This is a genomic window from Kosakonia pseudosacchari, assembly GCF_900184035.1.
In the GTDB taxonomy this organism is placed as follows: Bacteria; Pseudomonadota; Gammaproteobacteria; order Enterobacterales; family Enterobacteriaceae; genus Kosakonia; species Kosakonia pseudosacchari.
Genome location: NZ_FXWP01000019.1, coordinates 45,655 through 68,750, shown reverse-complemented (window position 1 = coordinate 68,750; position 23,096 = coordinate 45,655). Strand labels below are relative to the sequence as shown.

Below are 23,096 nucleotides of genomic sequence, written 5' to 3'. Positions count from 1 at the left end.
CACAATAAAACGATAAAGCGGCTTAAACGAGGCGGGCAGGGATCACGATTTGGCGAGGCGTGGCGCGGCCATTGACCTGTTCTATTAATTGCGCGGCGGCCTGGCGACCCGCTTCGGCGTAACCGGGATCAACGGTGACAATTTCCGGGTGCAGAAACTTCATCAGCGGCGTGTTGCCGACGCTGGCCAGTTGCAGATTATCAATGCGCTGCTCCTGCAAATATTTACTGGCACCGAGTGCCAGCGTATCGGTCGCGCAGAGCAGCGCGGTGGTGTCAGGGGTTAAAACGTGGGCGACATGTTCATAACCCTGCTTCATGGCAAGGCCCGGTAGGGCGAACCTGGGTTCGAGCTGGTGTTTTTGACAAAATGCCATATAGGCATCGTGGCGGCGTTTGCCGGTAGTGGCATCGCTGTGCGGTACGCCAATAAAGCTGATATGGCGGTGCCCGCGAGCGTAAAGATTTTCCATCAACAGTTGGATTGCGCCGTCATCGTCGTAACAGACCGAGGCGAAACCGCTGGCGTCGCGCGCCAGCAGCACCAGCGACGACTGCCAGGAGGTGAGCAGGCTTTCGGTGACGCCGGTAAAGCCAAACAGCACCACGCCATCAATATTCCGGTGGCTCAGCATCTGCAAATGCTCTTCGACTAACTGCGGTGAGAACTGGCTTTCCATCATAATCGGGTCATAACCCTGTTCGTAAAACGCCGGGAGCATGGTCTGTACGGCAAGGTTTTCAGAGAGAGAATCCAGACGCGAAACGATAATCGCCACCACTTTATCGCTCTGTCCGCGCATGGCGCGCGCGGAGCGGGAAGGGGAGAAACCGTGCTGATTAACCACCGCTTCCACCCGTTCGCGTGTGCGCTGGCTTACGCCGCTTTCGTTATTCAGCACACGGGAAACAGTGGATTTGCCCACGCCGCTTAAACGTGCGATGTCTTTGATTGTCAGCCGGTTTTGCATACTTCAATCCTTTCCTGATGGGGGCGGGTTGCAGGATAAAGGAGTTTTGCATCCCTTCCAAGCGCCAGCAATGAGCAAAGTCTGGTTTATACACTTTGTGCTACCAATTGGCGGTGTGTATATGTTTGGTTTAATTCAGCGGGTCTATGATACCGCTACGTTATGATTCGCCCTTCACACCTTACCGGAGGCCAGATGGATCCCGATCCCACCCCTCTCCCGCGACGGAGATACTTTTTCCGGTAAGCCTGCTGTTGCTGCCTTACCGGATGCGTAAGGCAGCGACGTCGTTTTCGTCCCTGCCCGATTAAAAACGCCAGCTGGCGCGGCTTTGCTATGCCAGTTATAAATCGCACCCGCGTGATGCGGGGGCAAGGACACTATCATGCTGAAAAACATTACCCGGCAGCTTTTCGCTCGCCTCAACCGCCATTTACCGCGTCGTCTGGTACAGCGCGATCCGCTCCCCGGCGTGCAACATATCGCGCAGGGCGCAATTCCCGCTTCGATGGGTGAACGCTGCCTGCGAATTGCTGCGATGGAACATGAGCAGCTCTGGCACACTTTCGCCAGCCATCCGGAAGGGCTGAACCCGCAGGACGTGGAACTGGCGCGGGAAACCCACGGCGAAAACCTGATCCCGGCGCAGAAACCCGCCCCCTGGTGGGTGCATCTGTGGGTGTGCTATCGCAATCCGTTTAACCTGCTACTGACCTGCTTAGGCATTATTTCTTATGCCTCCGAAGATCTGTTCGCCGCCTGCGTGATTGCGCTGATGGTGGCGATTTCGACGCTGCTCAACTTTCTGCAAGAGGCGCGTTCCACCAAAGCGGCCGATGCGCTGAAAGCGATGGTTAGCAACACCGCGACAGTGCTGCGTGTGGTGAATGAGAAGGGTGAGAATGGCTGGTGCGAATTGCCTATCGACCAGCTTGTGCCGGGCGATATCGTCAAGCTGGCCGCAGGCGATATGATCCCGGCGGATCTGCGCGTGTTGCAGGCGCGGGATCTGTTTGTCACTCAGGCCTCGCTGACTGGCGAATCTTTGCCGGTGGAGAAAGTGGCGACGACGCGCCAGGCCGCGCAGCGCAACCCGCTGGAAGCCGATACCCTGTGCTTTATGGGTACCAATGTGGTGAGCGGTACGGCGCAGGCGATGGTCATCGCCACGGGCGGCAACACCTGGTTTGGTCAACTGGCCGGGCGGGTCAGTGAGCAGGAAACCGAGCAAAACGCCTTTCAGAAAGGCATCAGCCGCGTCAGCATGTTGTTGATCCGTTTTATGCTGGTGATGACGCCAATTGTGTTGTTGATCAACGGCTTTACCAAAGGCGACTGGTGGGAAGCGGCGCTGTTTGCGCTGTCGGTTGCCGTGGGTTTGACACCGGAAATGTTGCCGATGATTGTCACCTCCACGCTGGCGCGCGGTGCGGTGAAACTGTCGAAACAGAAAGTGATCGTGAAACATCTGGACGCCATCCAGAACTTTGGCGCGATGGATATCCTCTGTACCGATAAAACCGGCACCCTGACGCAGGACAAAATCGTGCTGGAAAATCACACGGATATCAGCGGTAAAGTCAGCGAATTAGTGCTGCACAGCGCCTGGCTGAACAGCCACTACCAGACCGGGCTGAAAAACCTGCTGGATACCGCCGTGCTGGAAGGTGTGGATGCGGAAGCGGCGCAAACGCTGGCGGCGAGCTGGCGCAAAGTGGATGAGATCCCCTTTGATTTCGAGCGCCGCCGCATGTCGGTGGTGGTGGCGAAGCAGGCGGATGTACATCAACTGATTTGCAAAGGCGCGTTAACGGAGATCCTCAGTGTCTGCTCGCAGGTGCGTTTCAACGGCGAAATCTTCCCGCTGGATGACACCATGCTGCGCCGCATTGAACGCGTGACCAGCACGCTAAACCGCCAGGGGCTGCGCGTGGTGGCGGTGGCGACCAAATATCTGCCAGCGCGTAGCGGTGACTACCAGCGTATTGATGAGTCGGATCTGATCCTCGAAGGTTATATCGCCTTCCTCGATCCGCCGAAAGAGACGACTGCGCCAGCGTTGAAAGCGCTAAAAGCCAGCGGTATCACCGTCAAAATCCTCACCGGTGACAGCGAACTGGTGGCGGCGAAAGTGTGCCACGAAGTGGGGCTGGAAGTGGGGGATGCGCTGACTGGCAGCGAAATTGAGCACATGAGCGATGATGAGCTGGCGCAAATGGCGAAGCACATTACGCTGTTTGCCCGTCTGACGCCGATGCATAAAGAGCGCATTGTCCGTCTGCTGAAACGCGAAGGGCATGTAGTCGGTTTTATGGGCGATGGCATTAACGACGCCCCGGCGTTGCGCGCGGCGGATATTGGGATTTCCGTCGATGGCGCGGTGGATATCGCCCGCGAGGCGGCAGATATTATTTTGCTGGAAAAGAGCCTAATGGTGCTGGAAGAGGGAGTAATCGAAGGGCGCCGCACTTTCGCCAACATGCTGAAATACATAAAGATCACTGCCAGTTCCAACTTCGGTAATGTCTTCAGTGTGCTGGTGGCGAGCGCGTTTCTGCCGTTTTTGCCGATGTTGCCGCTGCACTTGCTGATTCAGAATCTGGTCTATGACGTATCGCAGGTGGCGATCCCGTTTGATAACGTCGATGACGAGCAGATCGCCAAACCGCAGCGCTGGAATCCGGCGGATTTGGGCCGTTTTATGATCTTCTTCGGCCCGATAAGCTCCATCTTCGACATCGTGACGTTTTGCGTGATGTGGTGGGTGTTTAAAGCCAACGTGCCGGAAGCGCAAACCCTGTTCCAGTCCGGCTGGTTTGTCGTTGGTTTGCTGTCGCAAACGCTGATTGTGCATATGATCCGCACCCGCCGCGTGCCGTTTATCCAGAGCCGCGCCGCCTGGCCGCTGGTAGCGATGACGCTGATGGTGATTTGTGTCGGCATTGCGTTGCCGTTCTCGCCGCTGGCGCAATACCTGCAATTGCAGGCGCTGCCGCTGGCGTACTTCCCGTGGCTGGTGGCGATCCTTGCAGGTTATATGACGCTCACGCAGTGGATGAAAGGGTTCTACAGCCGCCGTTACGGCTGGCAGTAAACCTTCACCTGACTCCGGCCTGTGCTTAGCGCGCAGGCCGGGTATTTCTCTCAATTCCCACAAGCTGTGATCCCTGTCGCCCGGCGTGCTTGACGCTCCTGAGGGCGCATGTTAACAAAATGTTTTCCCTCGCCTGACCTCTTCTGAAGGAACATTTATGTTGCGTTACAGCCTGTTAACTGCCGGGTTGCTGCTCGGCTCTACCGCTTTTGCTGCGCCCGCAGGCGACTTGCCGCTGATGCCGTGGCCGGCAAAGGTTGAACGTCCGGCAACGCAGGGCTCGCTGGTATTGACGGACGCGCTCTCTGTCAGCGTCAGCGGCGACGATCTGGGCGACGCCGTTACGCGATTGCGCCAGCGTATCGCCCGGCAAACCGGCTGGACGCTGCAGCCGCAGGCCGAAAAACCGCAACATCCCACCATTTCGATAACCATCGCCAAAAAAGTGGCGCCGCTGCCGACGCTGGATAGCGATGAACGCTACACGCTGACCATCGATGCGAATGGCGTGAAAATTGCCGCCAATACCCGTTTTGGCGCACTGCGCGCCATGGAAACGCTGCTCCAGCTAATACAAAACGGCACGGAAAATACCACGTTGCCGTGGGTGACCATTGACGATGCGCCGCGCTTCCCGTGGCGCGGTTTACTGCTCGATTCCGCCCGTCATTTTGTGCCGGTCGAGGACATCAAACGGCAGATCGACGGCATGGCGGCGGCGAAACTGAACGTGCTGCACTGGCATTTAACCGACGATCAGGGCTGGCGTTTTAGCTCAAAGCGTTACCCCAAATTGACGCAACTTGCCAGCGATGGCCTCTTTTACAGCGAAGAGCAAATGCGCGAAGTGGTGCGCTACGCCACAGCGCGTGGCATTCGCGTGGTGCCGGAAATCGACATGCCGGGACACGCTTCGGCGATTGCTGTCGCCTACCCGGAATTGATGAGTGCGCCGGGGCCGTATCAGATGGAGCGCCACTGGGGCGTGCTGAAACCGGTGTTGGATCCGACAAAAGCGGCGACATATGCCTTTGCTGAGGCGATGGTCAGCGAACTGGCGGCGATCTTCCCGGATGCGTATCTGCACATTGGTGGCGATGAAGTGGACGATACGCAGTGGAAAAACAACCCGGCTATCCAGCAATTTATGCGCGACAATAAACTGGCCGACAGCCACGCGTTGCAGGCCTATTTCAACCGCAAACTGGAGGCGATCCTCGAAAAACATCAGCGCCAGATGGTGGGCTGGGATGAGATCTTCCACCCGGATCTGCCCAAAAGTATTGTGATCCAATCCTGGCAGGGACAGGACGCGCTGGGCGAGGTGGCAAAGCAGGGTTACAAAGGCATTCTTTCTACCGGTTTTTACCTCGATCAGCCACAGTACACCGCCTATCACTATCGCAATGAGATTGTGCCGCAGGGCTTAAATGGCGTGGATGTGATTGCTGATAACGACAGTGCGCAAAGCTGGTCGTTTTCGATGCCGCGCCTGAAAGGCAGCCCGGTAGAAGGGACGTTTACGCTGGTGAAAGGCGAAAGTGGCTGGCGCGGATTTATTGATTTCAAAGGTAAATCCCGCCGCGCCGTGCAGCATATCGACTGGCGAAGCGACAGCCAGGTCAGTTTTGTCGTTGATACGTGGATGGGCGAAACCCGCCCGGTCATCACCCTCTCCGACGATAAACTCGGCGGTTATTTCCTGCTGGGTAACGCGCGCTATCCGGTCACCGGCGCGCGGCTAAACGAGGTGCCGAAAGGCATCGCGCCTGCCATACCGGACGCCAGCCAGCAGGCGAATTTGCTCGGTGGCGAAGCCGCGCTATGGGCGGAAAATGTGGTCGCGCCGGTGCTGGATATCAAACTGTGGCCGCGCGCGTTTGCCGTGGCGGAACGCTTATGGTCGGCGCAGGATGTGAACGACACCGACAACATGTATAGCCGTTTGCAGGCGATGGATAGCTGGTCTACGGTGTCGGTCGGCCTGCAACAGCATAGCCAGCAACTGGTGCAATTCACGCGCCTTGCCAACAGTGCTGATACATTACCGCTGCAAATCCTCGCCCAGGCTATCGAACCGGCGCACTACTACACGCGCCAGCACCTGAAATTCCAGGCCGGTAACTATCATCAGTTCGAGCCGCTGAACCGCTTTGCCGATGCGCTGGCACCGGAGAGCAGCACCGTTCGCCAGATGAACCAGTGGGTTGACAATGTAGTGAGCGATGCCGAAGACAGCACCAGCGCCGTGGCGCTGCGCCATCTGTTTAGCCGCTGGCAGGCTAACACCAGCGATGCGCTGGCGCTCAGCGACAGCAACTATCAGCTAAAAGCGATGCGACCGGTGATTTTGCAGGTGGATAAGCTTGCTTCTATTGGGCTGCGGTTGACGGATTTGGTGGCGCGTCAGGGGACGCTGGATGATGGCGAGATAGCGTCTATTCAGCGCGAGCTGGATAACGCGGCGCAAATTCAGGACGAAGTGGTGATAGCGGCGGTCTATCCGCTGGAAAAACTGCTGCGCGCCACGCGCAACCGGTAATAAAAAAGGCAGCGTAAGCTGCCTTTTATCTCTCGCCTGGCCGCAATCAACGGCGAACGGCGATGGCTTCAATCTCGATTTTCACGTCTTTCGGCAGACGAGCGACTTCCACGCAGGAACGCGCCGGGAAGCTGGCGTTATGCTCGTTGAAAAACGCTTCATAGGTGGCGTTAACGGTGGCGAAATCGTTGAGATCTTTTACGAAAACGGTGGTTTTCACGATGTCGCCCACTTTCAGACCCGCCGCTTCAACAATCGCTTTCACGTTGTCCAGCGACTGACGCGCTTGCGCCGCCACATCTTCCGGTACGCTACCGGTCTTCGGATCCACCGGGATCTGACCCGAGGTCAGGATCATGTTGCCAAGATCAACAGCTTGCACATAAGGGCCAATCGCTGCTGGCGCATTTTCCGTGGCGATAACTTTGGTCATAATTACTCCTGAATGACAGCGGTATTGAGGTTCCGCCCCATTATAGGGAGGGAAAAACGCAATACCAACCGCAATTAGTTAGCCAGCACCACATGGTGCGAGAACTCTTTCTCACAATATTTGCACTTCAGCGCGATGTCGCTCTCGCGTTTTTTTACCGCAAAGCTGGATGTAACTGGCTCTGCATGGCTGATGCAGTTGCTGTTCGGGCAGACCAGCACGCCCGTAATGCGCTCCGGCAGGCTCGGGCGCGATTTGCCCACCACTTCATACTCATCAATGCGATTAACGGTGGCCTGCGGCGCATACAGCGCCAGCTGGTTTACCTGCTCGTCGGTCAAGAAGGTGTTCTCGATCTTGATCAAATCTTTGCGTCCCATCTCGCCGGACGGCAGATTCAGGCCGATGGTGATGCGCTGGTCGGTTTCTGTCAGCTTAAACAGCGTCAGCAGTTTAAAACCGACGCGGGCGGGAATGTGGTCAATCACGGTGCCGCGTTTGATGGCTTCGACCTGCAGTTTGTTATCGTGTGTCATTGTCTCTCTCCTTACAGCGCCAAATCGCGATTGAGAACCAGCGCCAGCAGAGCCTGGCGGGCGAAGATACCGTTACCGGCCTGCTGGAAATACCAGGCGTGCGGTGTTTTATCCACGTCGGTGGTAATTTCATCCACGCGTGGCAGCGGGTGCAGCACCTTCATATTGCTGCGCGCGTTGGTTAAATCGCTGGCGCGCAGAACAAATTGGGCTTTGACGTTGGCGTATTCCGACGGGTCCAGACGCTCTTTCTGCACGCGCGTCATATAGAGAATATCCACCTCCGCCATCACCTCTTCGATGCTGGCATGTACGCTCCAGGCCATGCCTTTTTCGTCCAGCATATCGAGAATGTACTGCGGCATTGCCAGCGCGTCCGGGGCGATAAAGTAGAAGCGGTTGCCGCTGAATTTCGCCAGCGCCTGCGCCAGCGAATGGACGGTGCGGCCATATTTCAGGTCGCCGACCATCGCGATGTTGAGGTTTTCCAGCCGGCCTTGTGTTTCCTGAATCGTGAACAGGTCGAGCAGCGTTTGCGTCGGATGCTGGTTAGCCCCGTCACCGGCGTTGAGCACCGGAATGCCGCCGGAAAACTCGGTGGCCAGACGTGCCGCGCCCTCCTGCGGATGGCGCATGACAATGGCGTCCACATAGGTGCTGATCACCGAAATGGTGTCGGCCAGCGTTTCGCCTTTTTTACCCAGCGACGTGTTGCTGCTGTCGGAGAAACCGACCACGCTCGCGCCGAGGCGGTGCATGGAGGTTTCAAACGATAAACGCGTGCGGGTGGAGGCTTCAAAGAAGCAACTGGCGATCACTTTATGCTTGAGCAACTCCGGCTGCGGGTTGGCCTTCAGTCGTGCGGCGGTGTGTAGCACCAGTTCGAGTTCTTCGCGGCTGAGATCGTTTATGGAAATGATATGTTTCTGATATAGCGGGTTAGCCATGGTTATCTCCTGACGACTGCGCAAAAAAAAGCCCCTCAATAGAGGGGCTGTGGAATTCGGTGATCAACGGGAAGGAAAACGGCAGGCCAGCGCCTTTTTTCAGACGCGGTAAGACAGTTTGTCGTACACACTGATTCATGCTTCCTCCCGGCAAATTGTCCCGGATTATACGCAGCTGTTTTCGCGGATCAAGCGATTGATGCACATTTTACGCAATGCAAACGGTTCTCTTTGAATATTAATGCGTTCTAAGTAAATAATTAATTTGCTTATGCACCAGCGCCGTGTGCTTCACGATCCTCGGCGCGACCCAGACGATACTGCTTCCTGCCACCACGCCGAGGATCTCCGGCAACTGGTGGTAATCCAGAATACGTGCCACTGCGCGGCCATATCCCGCCACGGTGTGAATAAGGATAAATTCGCTATTATGCTCAACGCTAACCACCATTTCGGAGACGGAGCGGGCGGCGTCCGGCACCGGGCGCGATTGCGGATTGAGCGAATAAATTTTTTGTCCTTTGGCGTTGCGGATTTTGATTACGCCGAGCAACGTCAACAGACGGGAAACGGTGGACTGGCTGATGCTGTCGAAACCGTGGCGCTGCAAATCACGCCGGATCTCCTCCTGTGAAAGATAACTCTTTTCGCTAATCAGGCGCTGGCAGACCGCCAGTTGTAGCTGCTCTTTCGGTGAATAATCTCCATATTCCATCATCTTTTACCCGTAGTAGTTAGCGAAACAAAACGCCCGGCAACGCCATGCTTACCGGGCTTACATATTATCCACAGACCGGGGCCGCAAAGCGCCACCCGGCGCGCTACAGCAGAGCGCCAAGGCTGAGTGCCGCCATGATCACCACCGTTAATATCGCCAACAAGGGGGCGACCCACTTCAGGTAACGCACATAGGGGACATGGGCGATAGCCAGCCCACCCATCACCACCGCCGACGTAGGCGTCACCAGGTTGACGATGCCGGAAGCCGATTGGTATGCGGTAACCACCAGATCGCGGTTGACGTTAGCGAAATCGGCCAGCGGTGCCATGATCGGCATCGTCAGCACCGCGAGGCCAGAGGAGGAGGGCACGAGGAACGACAGCACCACTTCCAGCCAGTACATAACGTTGATAAACGCGACGGTGGATAGCCCGCTGACCATGCCTTCAGCACTGTGCAAAATAGTATGAGTAATCATGCCTTTATCCATGATCACTACGATACCGCGGGCAATGCCGATAATCAGCGCTACGCCCAGCAGATCCCGCGCGCCGTTGATAAATGTTGAGGTCAATTCCTCTTCGCTCATACGGGCGATCAAACCCACGATGATGGCGCTTGCCAGAAACACCGCCGAGATCTGCGCCATCCACCAGCCGAGCACCGCCACGCCGTAAATCATCACCACAAAGGCCAGTGCGAAGATAAGCAGGATAAGTTTGCGCACCGGGGTGAATTCGAGCATCTCCGGCGATTTATTACCGAGGAAAAACGCCCGATTTTCCTCTTGCTTATCGGCGATGATCGACGCCGCCGGGTTGGCGCGTACCTTACGGGCGTAGCGCATCACCCAGGCTACACAGATAATCCAGCCAATCACCAGCAGCGCAACGCGCAACAGGATGCCGTGGGTGAACGGGATCCCGGCGGCGTTGGCGGCGATCACCGTGGCGAACGGGTTGATGGTTGATCCGAGCGTGCCGATCCCCGCGCCGAGCAGCACGGTGGCGGCGGCGACAACCGGATCAAAACGGGCGGCGAGCATCACGGGAACCAGCAGCGTATAAAACGGCAGCGACTCTTCGGCCATACCGTAGATGGTGCCGCCTGCGGCAAACAGCGCCATCAGGATCGGGATCATCCACTCTTCACGGCCACGCAAACGGGTGGTGACGCGCTCGATCCCGGCGTCGATGGCGCCGGTTTTGGTGACGATGCCCAGAAACCCGCCGATGATCAGAATAAACAGCGCCACATCAATGGCACCGGCCTGGCCGGTATCGGGATCGTAAAGGCCGCTTATTGGCGCCATGATCACGGCGATTAACCCTTGAGGATGCGCGGCGACATGCGCATAAGTACCGGCAATCGGCACCTCTTTACCGAGGGCCGGGTTCATTGCCATCTGGTATTGCCCGGCGGGGATCACCCAACTGAGTGCGGCGACAATGGCAATCAACAAAAAGAGAATGGTGTAAGCGGAAGGGAACTTGAACTTGCCCATGATGTGCTCCTTAACCCCGGCGCACCCGCGGCGCGCCGGGGGAGTGGTTAGTCGCCGAGAGTTGCCACCATCACCGCTTTGATGGTGTGCATCCGGTTTTCTGCTTCATCAAAAACGATAGAATTAGGCGATTCGAAAACCTCTTCGGTGACTTCCAGCCCTTTCAGGCCATACGCCATTTCGATCTCGCCGCCCACTTTGGTGTGCTCGTTATGAAACGCGGGCAGGCAGTGCATAAATTTCACCTGCGGATTACCGGTGGCTTTCACCACCGCGCCGTTTACCTGGTAGGGTTTCATCAAGCTGACGCGCTCGGACCAGGCTTCTTTCGGCTCGCCCATCGATACCCACACATCGGTGTAGAGGAAATCGACGCCGTGTACGCCTTCTTCCACATCCTCGGTGAGCATGATGCGCGCGCCGGTTTCACCGGCGATGGCGCGGCACTGCTCGACCAGCGCCGCCTCCGGCCAGAAGGATTTCGGGGCCACCAGGCGGATATCCATGCCCATCTTCGCCGCGCCGACCATCAATGAATTGCCCATGTTGTTGCGTGCGTCGCCCAGATAAGCAAAGCGCAATTCCGACAAGCGCTTGCCCGGCGCGTGTTCCAGCATGGTCATCAGATCGGCGAGGATCTGCGTGGGGTGAAACTCGTTGGTCAGGCCGTTCCACACCGGCACGCCCGCGTATTGACCCAGTTCTTCCACAATCTGCTGCCCGTAACCGCGATATTCGATGCCGTCATACATGCGCCCCAGCACGCGGGCGGTGTCTTTCATCGACTCTTTGTGGCCAATCTGCGATCCGCTTGGCCCGAGATAAGTTACCTGCGCGCCCTGATCGAACGCGCCCACTTCAAACGCGCAGCGGGTGCGGGTGGAGGTTTTTTCAAAAATCAGCGCAATGTTTTTGCCGACCAGCGTTTTCTTCTCACGACCTGCTTTTTTGTCTGCTTTTAGCTGAATAGCCAGATCGATCAGGTACTGGATCTCCGCCGGGGTGTAGTCGAGCAGTTTGAGAAAGTTGCGGTTTTTCAGGTTGATGCTCATGAGATTTCCTTTTTTAAATCAGTAACGAATCAATGTGCCTTTGTCCCCGGCGAGAATGGCCGGGCCATCCGCCAGCGCGCCGATACCCGCGATGCCGTGACACTGCTCGACAAACTGGCGGCAGGCGGCGACCTTCGGCCCCATCGAGCCTGCGTCGAACTGCATGCCTTGCAGCATGTCCGGGGTGACCTGCGCCAGCGGGCGTTGCGTCGGTTTGCCCCAGTCGAGGTAAACCGCGTCGGCATCCGTCAGGATCAGCAGCGCATCCGCTTCGATTTGCCGCGCCAGTAACGCCGCCGAGAGATCCTTGTCGATCACCGCTTCGATGCCGTGGTAGCCAGTGGCGTTTTCCACCACCGGCACGCCGCCGCCGCCGTTGCAAATCACCAGGTGATCGCGGTCTATCAGCGCGCTAATGGCGTCGCTTTCGACAATGCGTTTAGGTTGCGGGGAGGGGACAACGCGGCGGAAGTAGCGGCCATCGGCCTTAAATACCCAGCCTTTCTCCTGCTGCAGCGCCTGGGCTTGCGCCTCGCTGTAGACCGGGCCGATGTATTTGCTCGGGTTGCTGAACGCCGGGTCTCTGGGGTCCACTTCCACCTGGGTGAGCAGCACGCTCACTTCACGCTGGGGCAGGCTGTTTTTCAGCGACTGTTGCAGCATGTAGCCGATCATTCCCTGGCTTTCCGCGCCGAGAATGTCGAGCGGGTAGGGGGTGACTTTGTCGTACGCGCTGTTTTGCAGCGCCAGCAGGCCAACCTGCGGCCCGTTGCCGTGTACCAGCACCACGCGCCACTGCGCGGTCAGCCCGGCGATGGTGCGGGCGGCAAGATCAATATTCTGGCGCTGGATGTTCGCTTCCAGCGGTTCGCCGCGTTTTAGCAGCGCGTTGCCGCCCAGCGCGACAACCAGTGTGGGTTTTCTTTCCATGATGGCTCCTTTAAATGCCGTCGCGTTCCAGTGGGCAGCTCATGCAGCGCGCGCCGCCGCGCCCGCGTCCCAGCTCATCACCGGGGATCGGCAGCACGGTGATCCCGGCTTTGTCATATTTTTCGTTGGTCCAGATATTGCGCTCGTAGCCCACGACCACGCCGGGACGCAGCGTGAGGACGTTATTGGCGTCATTCCACTGTTCGCGTTCGGCTTCAAAGGCATCGCCGCCGGTAGTGATAAGGCGGATCTGATCAATACCCAGCGCTTTTTCGATGGCGTGTAGCAGGTCGCTTTCCTGCGTGCGTTGCAGGCCGCCGCGCCCGTCCGGGGTGAGCGTCCAGCACTGGGCGTCTTTGCGCACCACTTCGGGATAAACGGAGAAGGTGTCGATATCGATATGGGTCATCACCGTGTCGAGGTGCATACAGGAGCGATGTTTCGGCAGTTCAACGACGATAACGCGTTCGGCCTGGCGGTGTTTGAACAGGCTATTGGCAAGGAATTCCACGCCTTGCGGTGTGGTGCGTTCAGAGAGACCAATTAATACCGCGCCGCGGCCAATCACTAATACATCGCCGCCCTCTAAGGTGGCGTGATCGTAATTAATATTCTCGTCGCCAAAATATTTAATAAAATTTCCATCGGCGAAATCCGGATGCCAGCGATAAATAGCGCGCAGATTATTCGTTTCCCGCTGGCGGGCCGGTTTAGCCATCGGATTAATCGACACACCGTTATAAATCCAGCACGAGGTATCTCGGGTAAATAAATGGTTGGGCAGCGGCTTCATAATAAAATCATTTGCCGTGTGGGTATCAACCACCATATTTTTAATAAATGCCGGGATCTCGCCGTAGGTTAATCCACCGCTGAGCCGACGCGCCAGTTCGCGATGCGGCATATCCGCCAGCCAGCTGCGCACGTCTGCGGCGAAGGTGGGGCCAAGGCGATAATCGGAAATCTGGATTTCCAGCAGCCAGGCTTTTGCCTCTGCAATATCAAGCGTTTGGGTCAGAAGGTCGGTCAACAGCAGGACTTCCACACCCTGCTCGCGCAGTGTGTTTGCGAAGGCGTCATGCTCTTCCCCGGCGCGCTCGACCGATAACACGTCATCGAATAACAGCTCTTGACAATTCGACGGTGTTAACCGTTTCAGGCTTAAATTGGGGCGGTGCAGCATAACGCTACGCAATTGACCTATTTCAGAACCGACGTAGTGCTTTTCCATAATTATTCCTTTAACTTTTTTTCAGAATAAAAAGGGGCGGCAATGAAATGTGATTAATTTCATCGCGCGTTAATAACGATTAATTTCATGGCTCATAGTAGAAGCCGTATAAATTAATAGTGTGATTGTGCTCACGTCGAATGGGATATTAAATCGTCGCCGTTCAAATGCATGATTCGCATCAGAGAATAGAGAATTAACCTAATTATCCAGATGAATGCTTACGCATTAACGGCTGAACTTATTCATGGTTGTTATTGTTTTGTAGCTATCCATCTATTTTTATGAATATGTAACCCACTGATTGATAAGTTTTTTCAATGATGAGTGGAATAGATATGCATAAAAATGAATAAAGCGGAGTTTTAGAGCGCAAAAAAAGGGAATAACCAGTGAATGAATGCGCAAATTACCAGGCTGCTGAAGTGTGATCGGGAAAGGTTTATTTAAATAAAGGCTTTTTAATCAGTAGGTAACAGCTTTATGTCAGCGTGCGGCTGTGGGCTTTATGCATCTATGCTGCATAAAAGCGTAATCAGCCTTAACAGGCATATAACATATTTTCCGATAAACATGCGTTGTGACAAATCTCCGGCAGAAAGTGGTGGTATGGCAGTGTGAATTTTCGTATAAAAGCTAAAAATGAAACAATGTTTTATATTGAGGGCTACACCATGATCGTTGGCAATATTCATCATTTACAATCCTGGCTGCCGGAAGAGCTGCGCCAGGCTATTGAACACGTTAAACAGCACGTGAGCGATGCGACGCCTGTCGGCAAACATGATATCGACGGCAACCGCCTGTTTTTCCTCGTTTCCGAAGATATGACCCAGCCGTTCGCTGAACGCCGCGCCGAGTATCACTCCCGTTATCTGGACATCCAGATCGTGCTGAAAGGCCAGGAAGGGATGACGTTTAGCACCCAGCCTGCGGGTGCGCCAGACACCGACTGGCTGGCAGATAAAGACATTGCTTTTTTGCCGGCAGGCGCACAGGAAAAAACCGTGGTGCTGAGCGAAGGGGATTTTGTGGTGTTCTACCCGGGGGAAGTTCACAAACCGCTGTGTGCGGTAAACGCGCCAGCCCAGGTGCGTAAAGTGGTGGTGAAACTGCTGGTGGCATAAAAGAAAAGCCCGGTTGCGCAAGGCGACCGGGCATATTGCGTTATTTACTGAGGGTGGCGACCATCACCGCTTTAATGGTGTGCATCCGGTTTTCCGCCTGATCAAACACAATACTCGCTGGTGATTCAAATACCTCGTCAGTCACTTCCATGCCGCCGTGCAGGCCAAACTCTTCTGCCATTTTCTTGCCGAGCGCGGTCTTATCATCATGAAACGCGGGCAGGCAGTGCAGGAATTTCACCTGCGGGTTGCCGGTAAGCGACAACATTTTGCTGTTGACCTGGTAAGGCCGCAACAGCGCGATACGCTCCGCCCACTTCTCTTTGGCTTCGCCCATCGATACCCACACATCGGTGTAAATGAAATCGGCATCTTTCACTCCGCTCGCGATATCTTCCGTCAGCAGAATGTTGCCGCCATTTTTTACCGCCAGCGCTTTGCATTCGGCGACCAGGCTCGCGTCCGGCCAGCACGCTTTGGGTGCGACAAGGCGCAGATCCAAACCTACCAGCGCGGCGGCTTCCAGCATCGAGTTGCCCATGTTGTTACGCGCGTCACCGGCATAAACCAGTTTCATCTGGTTAAAAGCTTTGCCCGGCAGGTGCTCGCGCATGGTCAGCAGATCCGCCAGCAGCTGGGTCGGGTGAAATTCATTGGTTAAGCCGTTCCACACCGGTACACCGGCGTATTGCGCCAGCGTTTCGACAATCTCCTGACCATAACCACGATATTGAATGCCGTCGTACATACGCCCCAGCACGCGTGCGGTGTCTTTAATTGACTCTTTATGCCCGATTTGGCTGCCGCTTGGGCCGAGATACGTGACGCGGGCACCTTGATCATATGCGGCAACTTCGAAAGAGCATCGTGTGCGGGTTGAGTCTTTTTCGAAGATGAGCGCGATATTTTTACCGGTAAGCTTCTGGACTTCTTGGCCTTTTTTCTTATCCGCTTTCAACTGAGCGGCGAGTTGCAGCAGGGTATTGATTTCTGCAGGTGTAAAATCGAGCAGTTTCAAAAAATGCTTTTGATAAAACGCGGACATATTTCCCTCACATGGCGAAGGCCACTTATTGAATTAAAATTCAATTTATATGTATGAATATGCATTTGCAACCCCGGGCTATAAATCTTTTCGGCGAGGAGTGGAGGCAATGCCAGCGGTGTGTGACAATAAGTGTATCTGCCACATTGATGAGGAACGAGCCATGGCAAACCCGGAACACCTGGAAGAACAGCGCGAAGAGACGCGTTTGATTATTGAAGAGTTGCTCGAAGACGGCAGCGATCCTGATGCGCTGTATACCATTGAGCATCACCTGTCGGCAGATGATTTCGAAACGCTGGAAAAAGCCGCTGTCGAAGCCTTCAAACTGGGCTACGAAGTGACAGAGCCGGAAGAGCTGGAACTGGACGAAGGCGAAGTGGTTATCTGCTGCGACGTGCTGAGTGAAAGCGCACTGAACGCCGATTTGATCGACGCGCAAGTTGAGCAACTGCTTAACCTTGCTGAGAAATTCGACGTGGAATACGACGGATGGGGAACCTACTACGAAGATCCGAACGGCGAAGAGGGTGACGATGACGACGAGGATTACGTCGACGAAGAAGATGACGGTGTTCGTCACTGAGTAAATATTGCGGCAGCGCTCGCTGCCGCAATGCAAGGAAAGAGCATGGATTACCCGCAAATACTCTCCCCGGTTTTAAACTTTCTGCACTGCCCGACACCGCAATCCTGGCTGGACAAAGCGCGCGATCCACTGATGCTGCCGCTGCTGCTTACCGATCATATGGTGTGTGAACTGAAAGCGGCGCAAACCGCCATGCTGCTGGTGCGCCGTTATGTCGCCGATAAAAGTGGGTCGGACGCGCTACTGGCGTGGCTGAAGCCCTATGAAGAATTTACCTTTCGCGAAGGGCCGGAGCCGGATTTTGTCGCGCTGCATAAGCAGATTGGCAAAAGTGTGATGCCGCAAACTGACGATGCCTGGGGCCAGGAACTGATTGATAGCATGGTGCTGTTGATCAAAGAGGAACTGCATCACTTCTGGCAGGTGCGTGAAGCCATGCTCGCCCGCAACATTCCCTATGTGAAAATCACCGCCAGCCGTTATGCGAAAGGGATGCTCAAAGAGGTTCGCACGCATGAACCGCTCACACTGGTCGATAAGTTAATTTGCGGTGCCTATATCGAAGCGCGCTCCTGCGAGCGTTTTGCTGCACTGGCGCCGTGGCTTGACGATGACTTGCAGAAATTTTACCTGTCATTGCTGCGCTCTGAAGCGCGCCATTACCAGGATTACCTGGCGCTGGCGCAGCAAATTTCGACCACGGATATCAGCCCGCGTGTGCGCCATTTCGGTGAAGTGGAAGCGGCGCTTATCTCAACACCGGATGCGGAGTTCCGTTTTCACAGCGGCGTACCGGTGTAGCACATCGGGGCGCTCCGACGTTACAGCGTTTTCAGCATCCGCACTTCGCAGTCTACGTGACCGGTACAGCCGAGCGGGCCGTCGATATGTTCAAAGCCAAGGCGTTCATAAAGTCCAATAGCGTCGGTCAGAAAGGCGGTGGTTTCCAGATAACAGCGGGTAAAACCCTGTGCGCGGGCGTGTTCCAGCGCCATCTGCGCCAGTTTCTTCGCCAGCCCTTGCCCCCGCGCACTGGGCAGGAAATACATCTTTTGCAGTTCGCAGATATCCGGCTCGCTACATTTCAGCGGCGCGACGCCACCGCCGCCCACGACCTCGCCGTTTTGCTCCACCACCCAATAGGCGCAACCCGGGCGACTGTATAACTGATAGAGCTCATCCAGTTCAGGGTCGGCAACGGTGTAGCCTTTATCGGCGGTGAGGCCATATTCCGCAGACACCTGGCGGATCACCGATGCGATTGCTGCGTTGTCGGCGGCAGCAATGGGGCGCATTTTTACCTCTACCGGTGCGGTCACATTCATCTCTGCACTCTGTTTTCGGGGTTATAAGCTGATCCTGCTTAATACCACTACAGGCGCGTTCTGGCAAGACCAGGAATATTGGGCGCTATTTTTTTGACCGGCAGCTATTTAGACTTAATAGTGGAGATAACCATTTCGCAATATTGTTATGGTTGACTGCATTTTTCCTGGCTTCTTTTTTACGATAAGGATTGTTATGACTTCCGAAACTCATGGTTCCGTGGCGGTTCCCGTGCGCCGTTTTCTCTTTCAGGGCAGCGGGAAAGGCTATTTCGTGGTTTGGCTGGTTAATATTTTACTGACCTTAATAACGCTGGGGTTATATTTGCCGTGGGCGTTAGTACGCGCGCGTCGTTATTTTTATGAGAACACTGAACTTAGCGGTGCGCGTTTTTCTTATCACGCGACCGGGCGTTCTATTTTTGTCGGCTGGCTTTGCCTGCTGGTGCTGTATGCGATTTTCTTTATTAACGTGGCCTATCAGAACGTGCTTTTACAGCTCTGTATGATAGGGCTGTTCCTGATTTTCTTCCCGTGGTTGATTACTCAGGGGCTGCGTTATCAAATGCTGATGACAGAGATAAACGGCGTGCGTTTTAATTTCTACGCCAGCCCCTTACGCGCCTGGTGGGTGATGATGGGGTGCCCGTTGCTGATTATTATCGCCTCGGTGGTGGTGTTCTCCCTCTTTGTTACTTCGGCATTAAGTAGCGGCTCATATGGCGCTATTTCCGTGATGATTGGTATTGGTACATTGGTATTGCTGCTGGGTATTGCCATTATGCAGGGTGTATATGCAGCGCAATGGTTTGGCATGCTGATTAATAATTTGCAGTACGGCAAACTGAAATTCTCGGCTGAAATTTCAATGAAAAAATGCATCACCATTGTGGTGTTGTCGATGCTGCTGTTTGTACCGTTTATTTTGCTGGTAATGGTACTGGTTATGCCGTCACTGATGACTCTGCAAGAGAATGCCTACGCAGCAGGTGGCGATCCGGAACAATTAGCGATGATGATGGGACCGATTTACGGCAAACTGGCGCTGAGCTACCTGATTTATATTGCCGGGGCGATTGTCTGCTTCCTTTTCGCGTTTGTGAAACTGCGCGCCTATATTTACGGGCAACTGGTGCTGGAAGGGAACCTTCGTTTCTCTTCGACGGTGGCGATGGGCCGTATGTTCTGGATTTCTGTTTCTAACATGCTGGTGTGTTTTATTACGCTGTTCCTGGCATGGCCGTGGGCGAAAGTACGCATGACCCGTTATCTGCTGGAAAACACTCATGTTCATGGCGACCTGGAAGCGCTGACGCTGGAAGACCACGGTGTGCAACCGGCGAAAGATCCAGCGAACCTGCTGGCTCGAGGCCTGTCATTCTACCCGGCGGTGCTATAATTCAGGGAAATTTGCCGGATGGCGGTGACGCTTTAGCTGGCCTGCAAAATAAAAAAAGCCGGGCATCGCTGCCCGGCTTTTTCTTTATGCGCAGAGATTACAGCGCGGCGATAACCGCCTGCTGCTCAATCAGCTTCGCTTTCGCTTCCGCGTAGCCATCCAGCTTTTCGCGCTCTTTGGCAATGACCGCTTCCGGCGCGCGCGCCACGAAGCCTTCGTTGCCCAGTTTGCTTTCGATGCGGCCAATTTCCTGCTCAACTTTCGCCACTTCTTTCGCCAGACGCGCCAGCTCGGCCTCTTTGTCGATAAGCCCCAGCATCGGGATCAGCAGCTCTGCGCCATCGACAATTTTGGTCACCGAAACCGGGCCTTTATCGTCGGCAGGCAGAATGGTGATGCTCTCCAGACGCGCCAGCGTTTGCAGGAAGCTCAGGTTGTCGTTCACACGACGCTTCGCGTCCTCGCTTGCGCTACGCAGCAGCAGCTCCAGCGGTTTACCCGGCGCGATGTTCATTTCGGCACGAATATTACGTACCGCGGTGATCGCCTGCTTCAGCCACTCGGTGTCGGCCAGCGCTTTCTCATCCACCTGAGACGCATCGTACTGCGGGAACGGCTGCAGCATGATGGTATCGGCAGTGATGCCTTTCAGCACTTTCACGCGCTGCCAGATGGTCTCGGTGATAAACGGAATGATCGGGTGCGCAAGGCGCAGCAGACCTTCCAGCACGGTAACCAGCGTGTTGCGGGTGCCGCGCAGTTCCGCTTCAGTACCACCGTTCATTACCGGTTTGGTCAGTTCCAGATACCAGTCGCAGAACTGGTTCCAGGTGAACTCATACAGAATGCCCGCCGCGATATCGAAGCGGAAGTTATCCAGCGCATCACGGTAGGCTTTGATGGTCTGGTTGAACTCAGCCAGGATCCAGCGATCCGCCAGCGACAGCACCATTTCGCCGCCATTGAAGCCGCAATCCTGATCTTCGGTGTTCATCAGTACAAAGCGGCTGGCGTTCCACAGCTTGTTACAGAAGTTACGGTAACCTTCCAGGCGTTTCATATCCCAGTTGATATCGCGACCGGTCGAGGCCAGCGCTGCGAGGGTGAAACGCAGGGCGTCAGTACCGTGTGGCTCAATGCCGTTCGGGAACTGTTTCTCGGTGCGCTTGCGGATTTTCTCCGCCAGTTGCGGTTGCATCATGTTACCGGTGCGTTTTTCCAGCAGCTCCGGTAAAGAGATACCGTCAACCATATCCAGCGGGTCAATCACGTTGCCCTTGGATTTGGACATCTTCTGGCCTTCGTCATCGCGGATAAGACCGGTCATATAGACGGTTTTAAACGGCACCTGCGGCTTGCCATTTTCATCTTTGATGAAGTGCATGGTCATCATGATCATGCGCGCGATCCAGAAGAAGATGATGTCGAAGCCGGAAACCATCACGCTGGTCGGGTGGAACTGGCGCAGCGCGTCAGTGTTTTCCGGCCAGCCGAGCGTTGAGAAAGTCCACAGCGCGGAGGAGAACCAGGTATCCAGCACGTCGTCATCCTGGCGCAGCGCAATATCGGCGCTCAGATTGTTTTCCTGGCGCACTTCGTCTTCGCTGCGGCCAACATAAACGTTGCCTTCGTTGTCGTACCACGCCGGAATGCGGTGACCCCACCACAACTGACGGGAGATACACCAGTCCTGAATGTCGCGCATCCAGGAGAAATACATGTTTTCGTACTGTTTCGGCACGAACTGGATGTCACCGTTTTCAACGGCTTCCACCGCCGGTTTCGCCAGCACATCAGCGCGAACGTACCACTGATCGGTGAGCATCGGTTCGATAACCACGCCGCCGCGATCGCCGTACGGAACGGTCAGGTCGTGCGGTTTGATCTCTTCCAGCAGACCAAGCGCGTCCACTGCCGCGACGATGGCTTTACGCGCGGCAAAACGCTCCAGCTTCTGGAACTCTGCCGGGATATCCGCCGGATAGACATCAGATTCGTTGCCGTTGGTGTCGTACACCTGCGCGCTTTCACGGATATCGCCGTCAAAGGTCAGGATGTTGATCATCGGCAGTTTGTGGCGACGGCCAACTTCATAGTCGTTAAAGTCATGCGCCGGGGTGATTTTCACGCAGCCGGTGCCTTTTTCCATGTCGGCGTGTTCGTCGCCCACAATCGGAATGCGGCGGTTGACCAGCGGCAGCACCACGAATTTGCCAATCAGATCTTTGTAGCGTGGATCTTCCGGGTTCACCGCCACGCCGGTATCACCGAGCAGGGTTTCCGGGCGGGTGGTGGCCACCACCAGGTAATCTTTGCCATCGGCGGTTTTCGCGCCGTCAGCCAGCGGGTAGCGGATATGCCACATTGAGCCTTTCGACTCGCGGTTTTCCACTTCCAGATCGGAAATCGCCGTGCGCAGTTTCGGGTCCCAGTTCACCAGGCGTTTACCGCGGTAAATCAGGTCTTCTTTATACAGGCGGACGAACACCTCTTTAACGGCGTTAGACAGGCCTTCGTCCATGGTGAAGCGTTCGCGATCCCAGTCTACGGAGTTGCCGAGACGGCGCATCTGGCGGGTAATGGTGCCGCCGGATTCCGCTTTCCACTGCCAGATTTTGTCAATAAAGGCGTCGCGACCATAGTCGTGGCGGGTTTTACCCTCTTCGGCGGCAATTTTACGCTCAACCACCATCTGCGTGGCGATACCCGCGTGGTCAGTCCCCGCCTGCCACAGGGTGTTTTTCCCCTGCATGCGTTGGTAGCGGATCATGGTGTCCATGATGGTCTGCTGGAAGGCGTGGCCCATATGCAAACTGCCGGTGACGTTCGGCGGCGGGATCATGATGCAGAAGCTTTCCTGGCTTTCATCACCGTTCGGTTTGAAATAGCCCTGCTTTTCCCACTGCTCGTACAGCGGCTGTTCGATATCTTTGGGGTTGTATGTCTTTTCCATTATTTCCAGGTTGCCGTGTTCAGGTTGAAACCAGCCATGCGGTACGCTTTATAGCGTTCGCGCGCCAGTTGTTTCAGAGAATCTTCGTAAGGGACGAAGTCTATCACTTCTGTGAAAGCGGTGGCAAAATCTGCAAATTCCGCGCGCAGGCTGATCAAAATATCGCGCGGGCTGCTGTTGCGTTTTTGTGGCCAGGCCAGCTCCACCGGCGCACCGCCGCGTGGTCCTTCGCCTGCCAGGTTGTGCGGAACGAAGCTCTCCGGCGGGCGCGCCCACAGCGCTTCATCCAGACGAATCGCTTGCTGCTCATCAGCGCAGGCAATCAGCACGCGTTTACCGTTACGCCAACGTTCTGCGGCAATTTCACACACCAGTTGTTCAACGGCGTTTAAGCCATCCTGTTGCGTGTCATTGTCCAGAAGGTAGAACGTTGCATTTTTCATATATGGGACTTTTGGTTGAGGATTTAAACGCTATAGCCGTCGCTCTTTCGTACTGCCTCTTTGTTGGCTGCGCATACGAGGCCCATCCCTGGGCCTCGCCCTCAAGGGGCCGCTGCCGGCCGCGTTCATATCTGCTGCCGGCAGATTTGTTGCGCACCCCAGTCATAGGGGTATCTATGCTGCCGGGGATTTGCTCAGTTGCCGCGACGATGCAACGCGAAATCCATTGGGTATAGCATTCGCATTGCTGAGGCT

At 55.5% G+C, this 23,096-nt stretch carries 22 protein-coding genes; 7 read left to right on the top strand and 15 right to left on the bottom strand.

The genetic code is table 11. The annotated features are described in order from the left end of the window. Positions 1-22: 22 nt before the first annotated feature. The gene (treR, locus tag BN2591_RS15860; protein WP_086872934.1) at positions 23-970 is read right to left on the bottom strand and encodes a trehalose operon repressor TreR; all 948 of its coding nucleotides are present in this window, start codon (positions 968-970) and stop codon (positions 23-25) included. 162 nt (positions 971-1,132) lie between these two features. Between treR and mgtL the strand changes: the two genes are divergently transcribed. The 3 genes from mgtL (at position 1,133) to BN2591_RS15850 (ending at position 6,606) form a co-directional block, all read left to right on the top strand. Next, entirely contained in the window at positions 1,133-1,216 is an 84-nt protein-coding gene (mgtL, locus tag BN2591_RS25010) for a mgtA regulatory leader peptide MgtL (RefSeq protein WP_110093639.1), read from the top strand. Positions 1,217-1,355: 139 nt separating this feature from the next. Continuing rightward, on the top strand, positions 1,356-4,064 hold the full coding sequence (mgtA, locus tag BN2591_RS15855; protein WP_086872933.1) for a magnesium-translocating P-type ATPase: 2,709 nt from the start codon (positions 1,356-1,358) through the stop codon (positions 4,062-4,064). A 157-nt stretch (positions 4,065-4,221) separates the two neighbouring features. Next, the gene (locus BN2591_RS15850; protein ID WP_086872932.1) at positions 4,222-6,606 is read left to right on the top strand and encodes a beta-N-acetylhexosaminidase; all 2,385 of its coding nucleotides are present in this window, start codon (positions 4,222-4,224) and stop codon (positions 6,604-6,606) included. A 46-nt stretch (positions 6,607-6,652) separates the two neighbouring features. Here the strand turns inward: BN2591_RS15850 and ridA are convergent, their stop codons facing one another. From ridA to arcA, 9 genes are all read right to left on the bottom strand, one after another. Beyond that, a complete protein-coding gene (gene ridA, locus BN2591_RS15845; protein ID WP_017459089.1) occupies positions 6,653-7,039 on the bottom strand; it encodes a 2-iminobutanoate/2-iminopropanoate deaminase in 387 nt (128 codons plus the stop codon). Positions 7,040-7,113: 74 nt separating this feature from the next. Beyond that, complete coding sequence (pyrI, locus tag BN2591_RS15840) at positions 7,114-7,575, bottom strand: aspartate carbamoyltransferase regulatory subunit (protein WP_086872931.1); 462 nt, start codon at positions 7,573-7,575, stop codon at positions 7,114-7,116. A gap of 11 nt (positions 7,576-7,586) precedes the next feature. Continuing rightward, a complete protein-coding gene (pyrB, locus tag BN2591_RS15835; protein ID WP_065369960.1) occupies positions 7,587-8,522 on the bottom strand; it encodes an aspartate carbamoyltransferase in 936 nt (311 codons plus the stop codon). After that, positions 8,515-8,661, bottom strand: coding sequence for a pyrBI operon leader peptide (locus BN2591_RS15830; protein ID WP_020456307.1), 147 nt, complete (start codon positions 8,659-8,661; stop codon positions 8,515-8,517). Before BN2591_RS15830 ends, pyrB begins: the two co-directional genes overlap by 8 nt. Before the next feature lie 99 nt (positions 8,662-8,760). After that, positions 8,761-9,240, bottom strand: coding sequence for an arginine repressor (locus tag BN2591_RS15820; RefSeq protein ID WP_086872929.1), 480 nt, complete (start codon positions 9,238-9,240; stop codon positions 8,761-8,763). Positions 9,241-9,343: 103 nt separating this feature from the next. Beyond that, positions 9,344-10,747: a YfcC family protein gene (locus tag BN2591_RS15815; RefSeq protein ID WP_086872928.1), complete on the bottom strand. Its 1,404-nt coding sequence runs from the start codon at positions 10,745-10,747 to the stop codon at positions 9,344-9,346. Positions 10,748-10,794: 47 nt separating this feature from the next. Next, positions 10,795-11,799: an ornithine carbamoyltransferase gene (gene argF, locus BN2591_RS15810; RefSeq protein ID WP_086872927.1), complete on the bottom strand. Its 1,005-nt coding sequence runs from the start codon at positions 11,797-11,799 to the stop codon at positions 10,795-10,797. An 18-nt stretch (positions 11,800-11,817) separates the two neighbouring features. Beyond that, complete coding sequence (gene arcC / locus BN2591_RS15805) at positions 11,818-12,729, bottom strand: carbamate kinase (protein WP_086872926.1); 912 nt, start codon at positions 12,727-12,729, stop codon at positions 11,818-11,820. A gap of 10 nt (positions 12,730-12,739) precedes the next feature. Continuing rightward, positions 12,740-13,960 carry an arginine deiminase gene (arcA, locus tag BN2591_RS15800; protein ID WP_086872925.1) on the bottom strand — a complete coding sequence of 407 codons (1,221 nt, stop codon included), beginning with the start codon at positions 13,958-13,960 and terminating at the stop codon, positions 12,740-12,742. Between the two features lie 674 nt (positions 13,961-14,634). On the opposite strand from arcA, the gene BN2591_RS15795 reads away from it, so the two are divergent. Continuing rightward, positions 14,635-15,087: a YhcH/YjgK/YiaL family protein gene (locus BN2591_RS15795; protein WP_086873026.1), complete on the top strand. Its 453-nt coding sequence runs from the start codon at positions 14,635-14,637 to the stop codon at positions 15,085-15,087. A 40-nt stretch (positions 15,088-15,127) separates the two neighbouring features. Here BN2591_RS15795 and argF (BN2591_RS15790) read toward each other — a convergent pair whose 3' ends face one another. Then, positions 15,128-16,132, bottom strand: coding sequence for an ornithine carbamoyltransferase (gene argF, locus BN2591_RS15790; RefSeq protein WP_086872924.1), 1,005 nt, complete (start codon positions 16,130-16,132; stop codon positions 15,128-15,130). After that, entirely contained in the window at positions 16,102-16,197 is a 96-nt protein-coding gene (gene argL / locus BN2591_RS25005) for a putative translational regulatory protein ArgL (RefSeq protein WP_228007808.1), read from the bottom strand. The genes argF (BN2591_RS15790) and argL overlap by 31 nt, the downstream gene beginning before the upstream one ends. 98 nt (positions 16,198-16,295) lie before the next feature. Here argL and rraB point away from each other — a divergent pair, with 98 nt between their 5' ends. Then, positions 16,296-16,718: a ribonuclease E inhibitor RraB gene (rraB, locus tag BN2591_RS15785; RefSeq protein ID WP_017459078.1), complete on the top strand. Its 423-nt coding sequence runs from the start codon at positions 16,296-16,298 to the stop codon at positions 16,716-16,718. Between the two features lie 45 nt (positions 16,719-16,763). Continuing rightward, positions 16,764-17,522, top strand: a complete 759-nt coding sequence (miaE, locus tag BN2591_RS15780; protein WP_086872923.1) for a tRNA isopentenyl-2-thiomethyl-A-37 hydroxylase MiaE — start codon at positions 16,764-16,766, stop codon at positions 17,520-17,522. Positions 17,523-17,542: 20 nt separating this feature from the next. Here the strand turns inward: miaE and BN2591_RS15775 are convergent, their stop codons facing one another. Further along, the gene (locus BN2591_RS15775; RefSeq protein ID WP_086872922.1) at positions 17,543-18,046 is read right to left on the bottom strand and encodes a GNAT family N-acetyltransferase; all 504 of its coding nucleotides are present in this window, start codon (positions 18,044-18,046) and stop codon (positions 17,543-17,545) included. Positions 18,047-18,242: 196 nt separating this feature from the next. Here BN2591_RS15775 and BN2591_RS15770 point away from each other — a divergent pair, with 196 nt between their 5' ends. Beyond that, on the top strand, positions 18,243-19,445 hold the full coding sequence (locus BN2591_RS15770) for a YjgN family protein (RefSeq protein WP_086872921.1): 1,203 nt from the start codon (positions 18,243-18,245) through the stop codon (positions 19,443-19,445). 97 nt (positions 19,446-19,542) lie between these two features. Here the strand turns inward: BN2591_RS15770 and BN2591_RS15765 are convergent, their stop codons facing one another. Next, the gene (locus tag BN2591_RS15765) at positions 19,543-22,398 is read right to left on the bottom strand and encodes a valine--tRNA ligase (protein WP_086872920.1); all 2,856 of its coding nucleotides are present in this window, start codon (positions 22,396-22,398) and stop codon (positions 19,543-19,545) included. After that, positions 22,398-22,841, bottom strand: coding sequence for a DNA polymerase III subunit chi (gene holC / locus BN2591_RS15760; protein ID WP_086872919.1), 444 nt, complete (start codon positions 22,839-22,841; stop codon positions 22,398-22,400). The genes BN2591_RS15765 and holC overlap by 1 nt, the downstream gene beginning before the upstream one ends. Between the last annotated feature and the right edge of the window lie 255 nt (positions 22,842-23,096).

Excerpts from the sequence above, each read along its gene's own strand:
- treR (WP_086872934.1), bottom strand. The coding sequence starts at position 970 with ATGCAAAACCGGCTGACAATCAAAGACATCGCACGTTTAAGCGGCGTG.
- arcC (WP_086872926.1), bottom strand. The coding sequence starts at position 12,729 with ATGGAAAGAAAACCCACACTGGTTGTCGCGCTGGGCGGCAACGCGCTG.
- mgtL (WP_110093639.1), top strand. The coding sequence starts at position 1,133 with ATGATTCGCCCTTCACACCTTACCGGAGGCCAGATGGATCCCGATCCC.
- pyrI (WP_086872931.1), bottom strand. The coding sequence starts at position 7,575 with ATGACACACGATAACAAACTGCAGGTCGAAGCCATCAAACGCGGCACC.
- arcA (WP_086872925.1), bottom strand. The coding sequence starts at position 13,960 with ATGGAAAAGCACTACGTCGGTTCTGAAATAGGTCAATTGCGTAGCGTT.
- argF (WP_086872927.1), bottom strand. The coding sequence starts at position 11,799 with ATGAGCATCAACCTGAAAAACCGCAACTTTCTCAAACTGCTCGACTAC.
- miaE (WP_086872923.1), top strand. The coding sequence starts at position 16,764 with ATGGATTACCCGCAAATACTCTCCCCGGTTTTAAACTTTCTGCACTGC.
- ridA (WP_017459089.1), bottom strand. The coding sequence starts at position 7,039 with ATGACCAAAGTTATCGCCACGGAAAATGCGCCAGCAGCGATTGGCCCT.
- BN2591_RS15815 (WP_086872928.1), bottom strand. The coding sequence starts at position 10,747 with ATGGGCAAGTTCAAGTTCCCTTCCGCTTACACCATTCTCTTTTTGTTG.
- argF (WP_086872924.1), bottom strand. The coding sequence starts at position 16,132 with ATGTCCGCGTTTTATCAAAAGCATTTTTTGAAACTGCTCGATTTTACA.
- mgtA (WP_086872933.1), top strand. The coding sequence starts at position 1,356 with ATGCTGAAAAACATTACCCGGCAGCTTTTCGCTCGCCTCAACCGCCAT.
- BN2591_RS15850 (WP_086872932.1), top strand. The coding sequence starts at position 4,222 with ATGTTGCGTTACAGCCTGTTAACTGCCGGGTTGCTGCTCGGCTCTACC.
- BN2591_RS15765 (WP_086872920.1), bottom strand. The coding sequence starts at position 22,398 with ATGGAAAAGACATACAACCCCAAAGATATCGAACAGCCGCTGTACGAG.
- BN2591_RS15795 (WP_086873026.1), top strand. The coding sequence starts at position 14,635 with ATGATCGTTGGCAATATTCATCATTTACAATCCTGGCTGCCGGAAGAG.
- argL (WP_228007808.1), bottom strand. The coding sequence starts at position 16,197 with ATGCATATTCATACATATAAATTGAATTTTAATTCAATAAGTGGCCTT.
- holC (WP_086872919.1), bottom strand. The coding sequence starts at position 22,841 with ATGAAAAATGCAACGTTCTACCTTCTGGACAATGACACGCAACAGGAT.
- BN2591_RS15820 (WP_086872929.1), bottom strand. The coding sequence starts at position 9,240 with ATGATGGAATATGGAGATTATTCACCGAAAGAGCAGCTACAACTGGCG.
- BN2591_RS15770 (WP_086872921.1), top strand. The coding sequence starts at position 18,243 with ATGACTTCCGAAACTCATGGTTCCGTGGCGGTTCCCGTGCGCCGTTTT.
- BN2591_RS15775 (WP_086872922.1), bottom strand. The coding sequence starts at position 18,046 with ATGAATGTGACCGCACCGGTAGAGGTAAAAATGCGCCCCATTGCTGCC.
- rraB (WP_017459078.1), top strand. The coding sequence starts at position 16,296 with ATGGCAAACCCGGAACACCTGGAAGAACAGCGCGAAGAGACGCGTTTG.
- BN2591_RS15830 (WP_020456307.1), bottom strand. The coding sequence starts at position 8,661 with ATGAATCAGTGTGTACGACAAACTGTCTTACCGCGTCTGAAAAAAGGC.
- pyrB (WP_065369960.1), bottom strand. The coding sequence starts at position 8,522 with ATGGCTAACCCGCTATATCAGAAACATATCATTTCCATAAACGATCTC.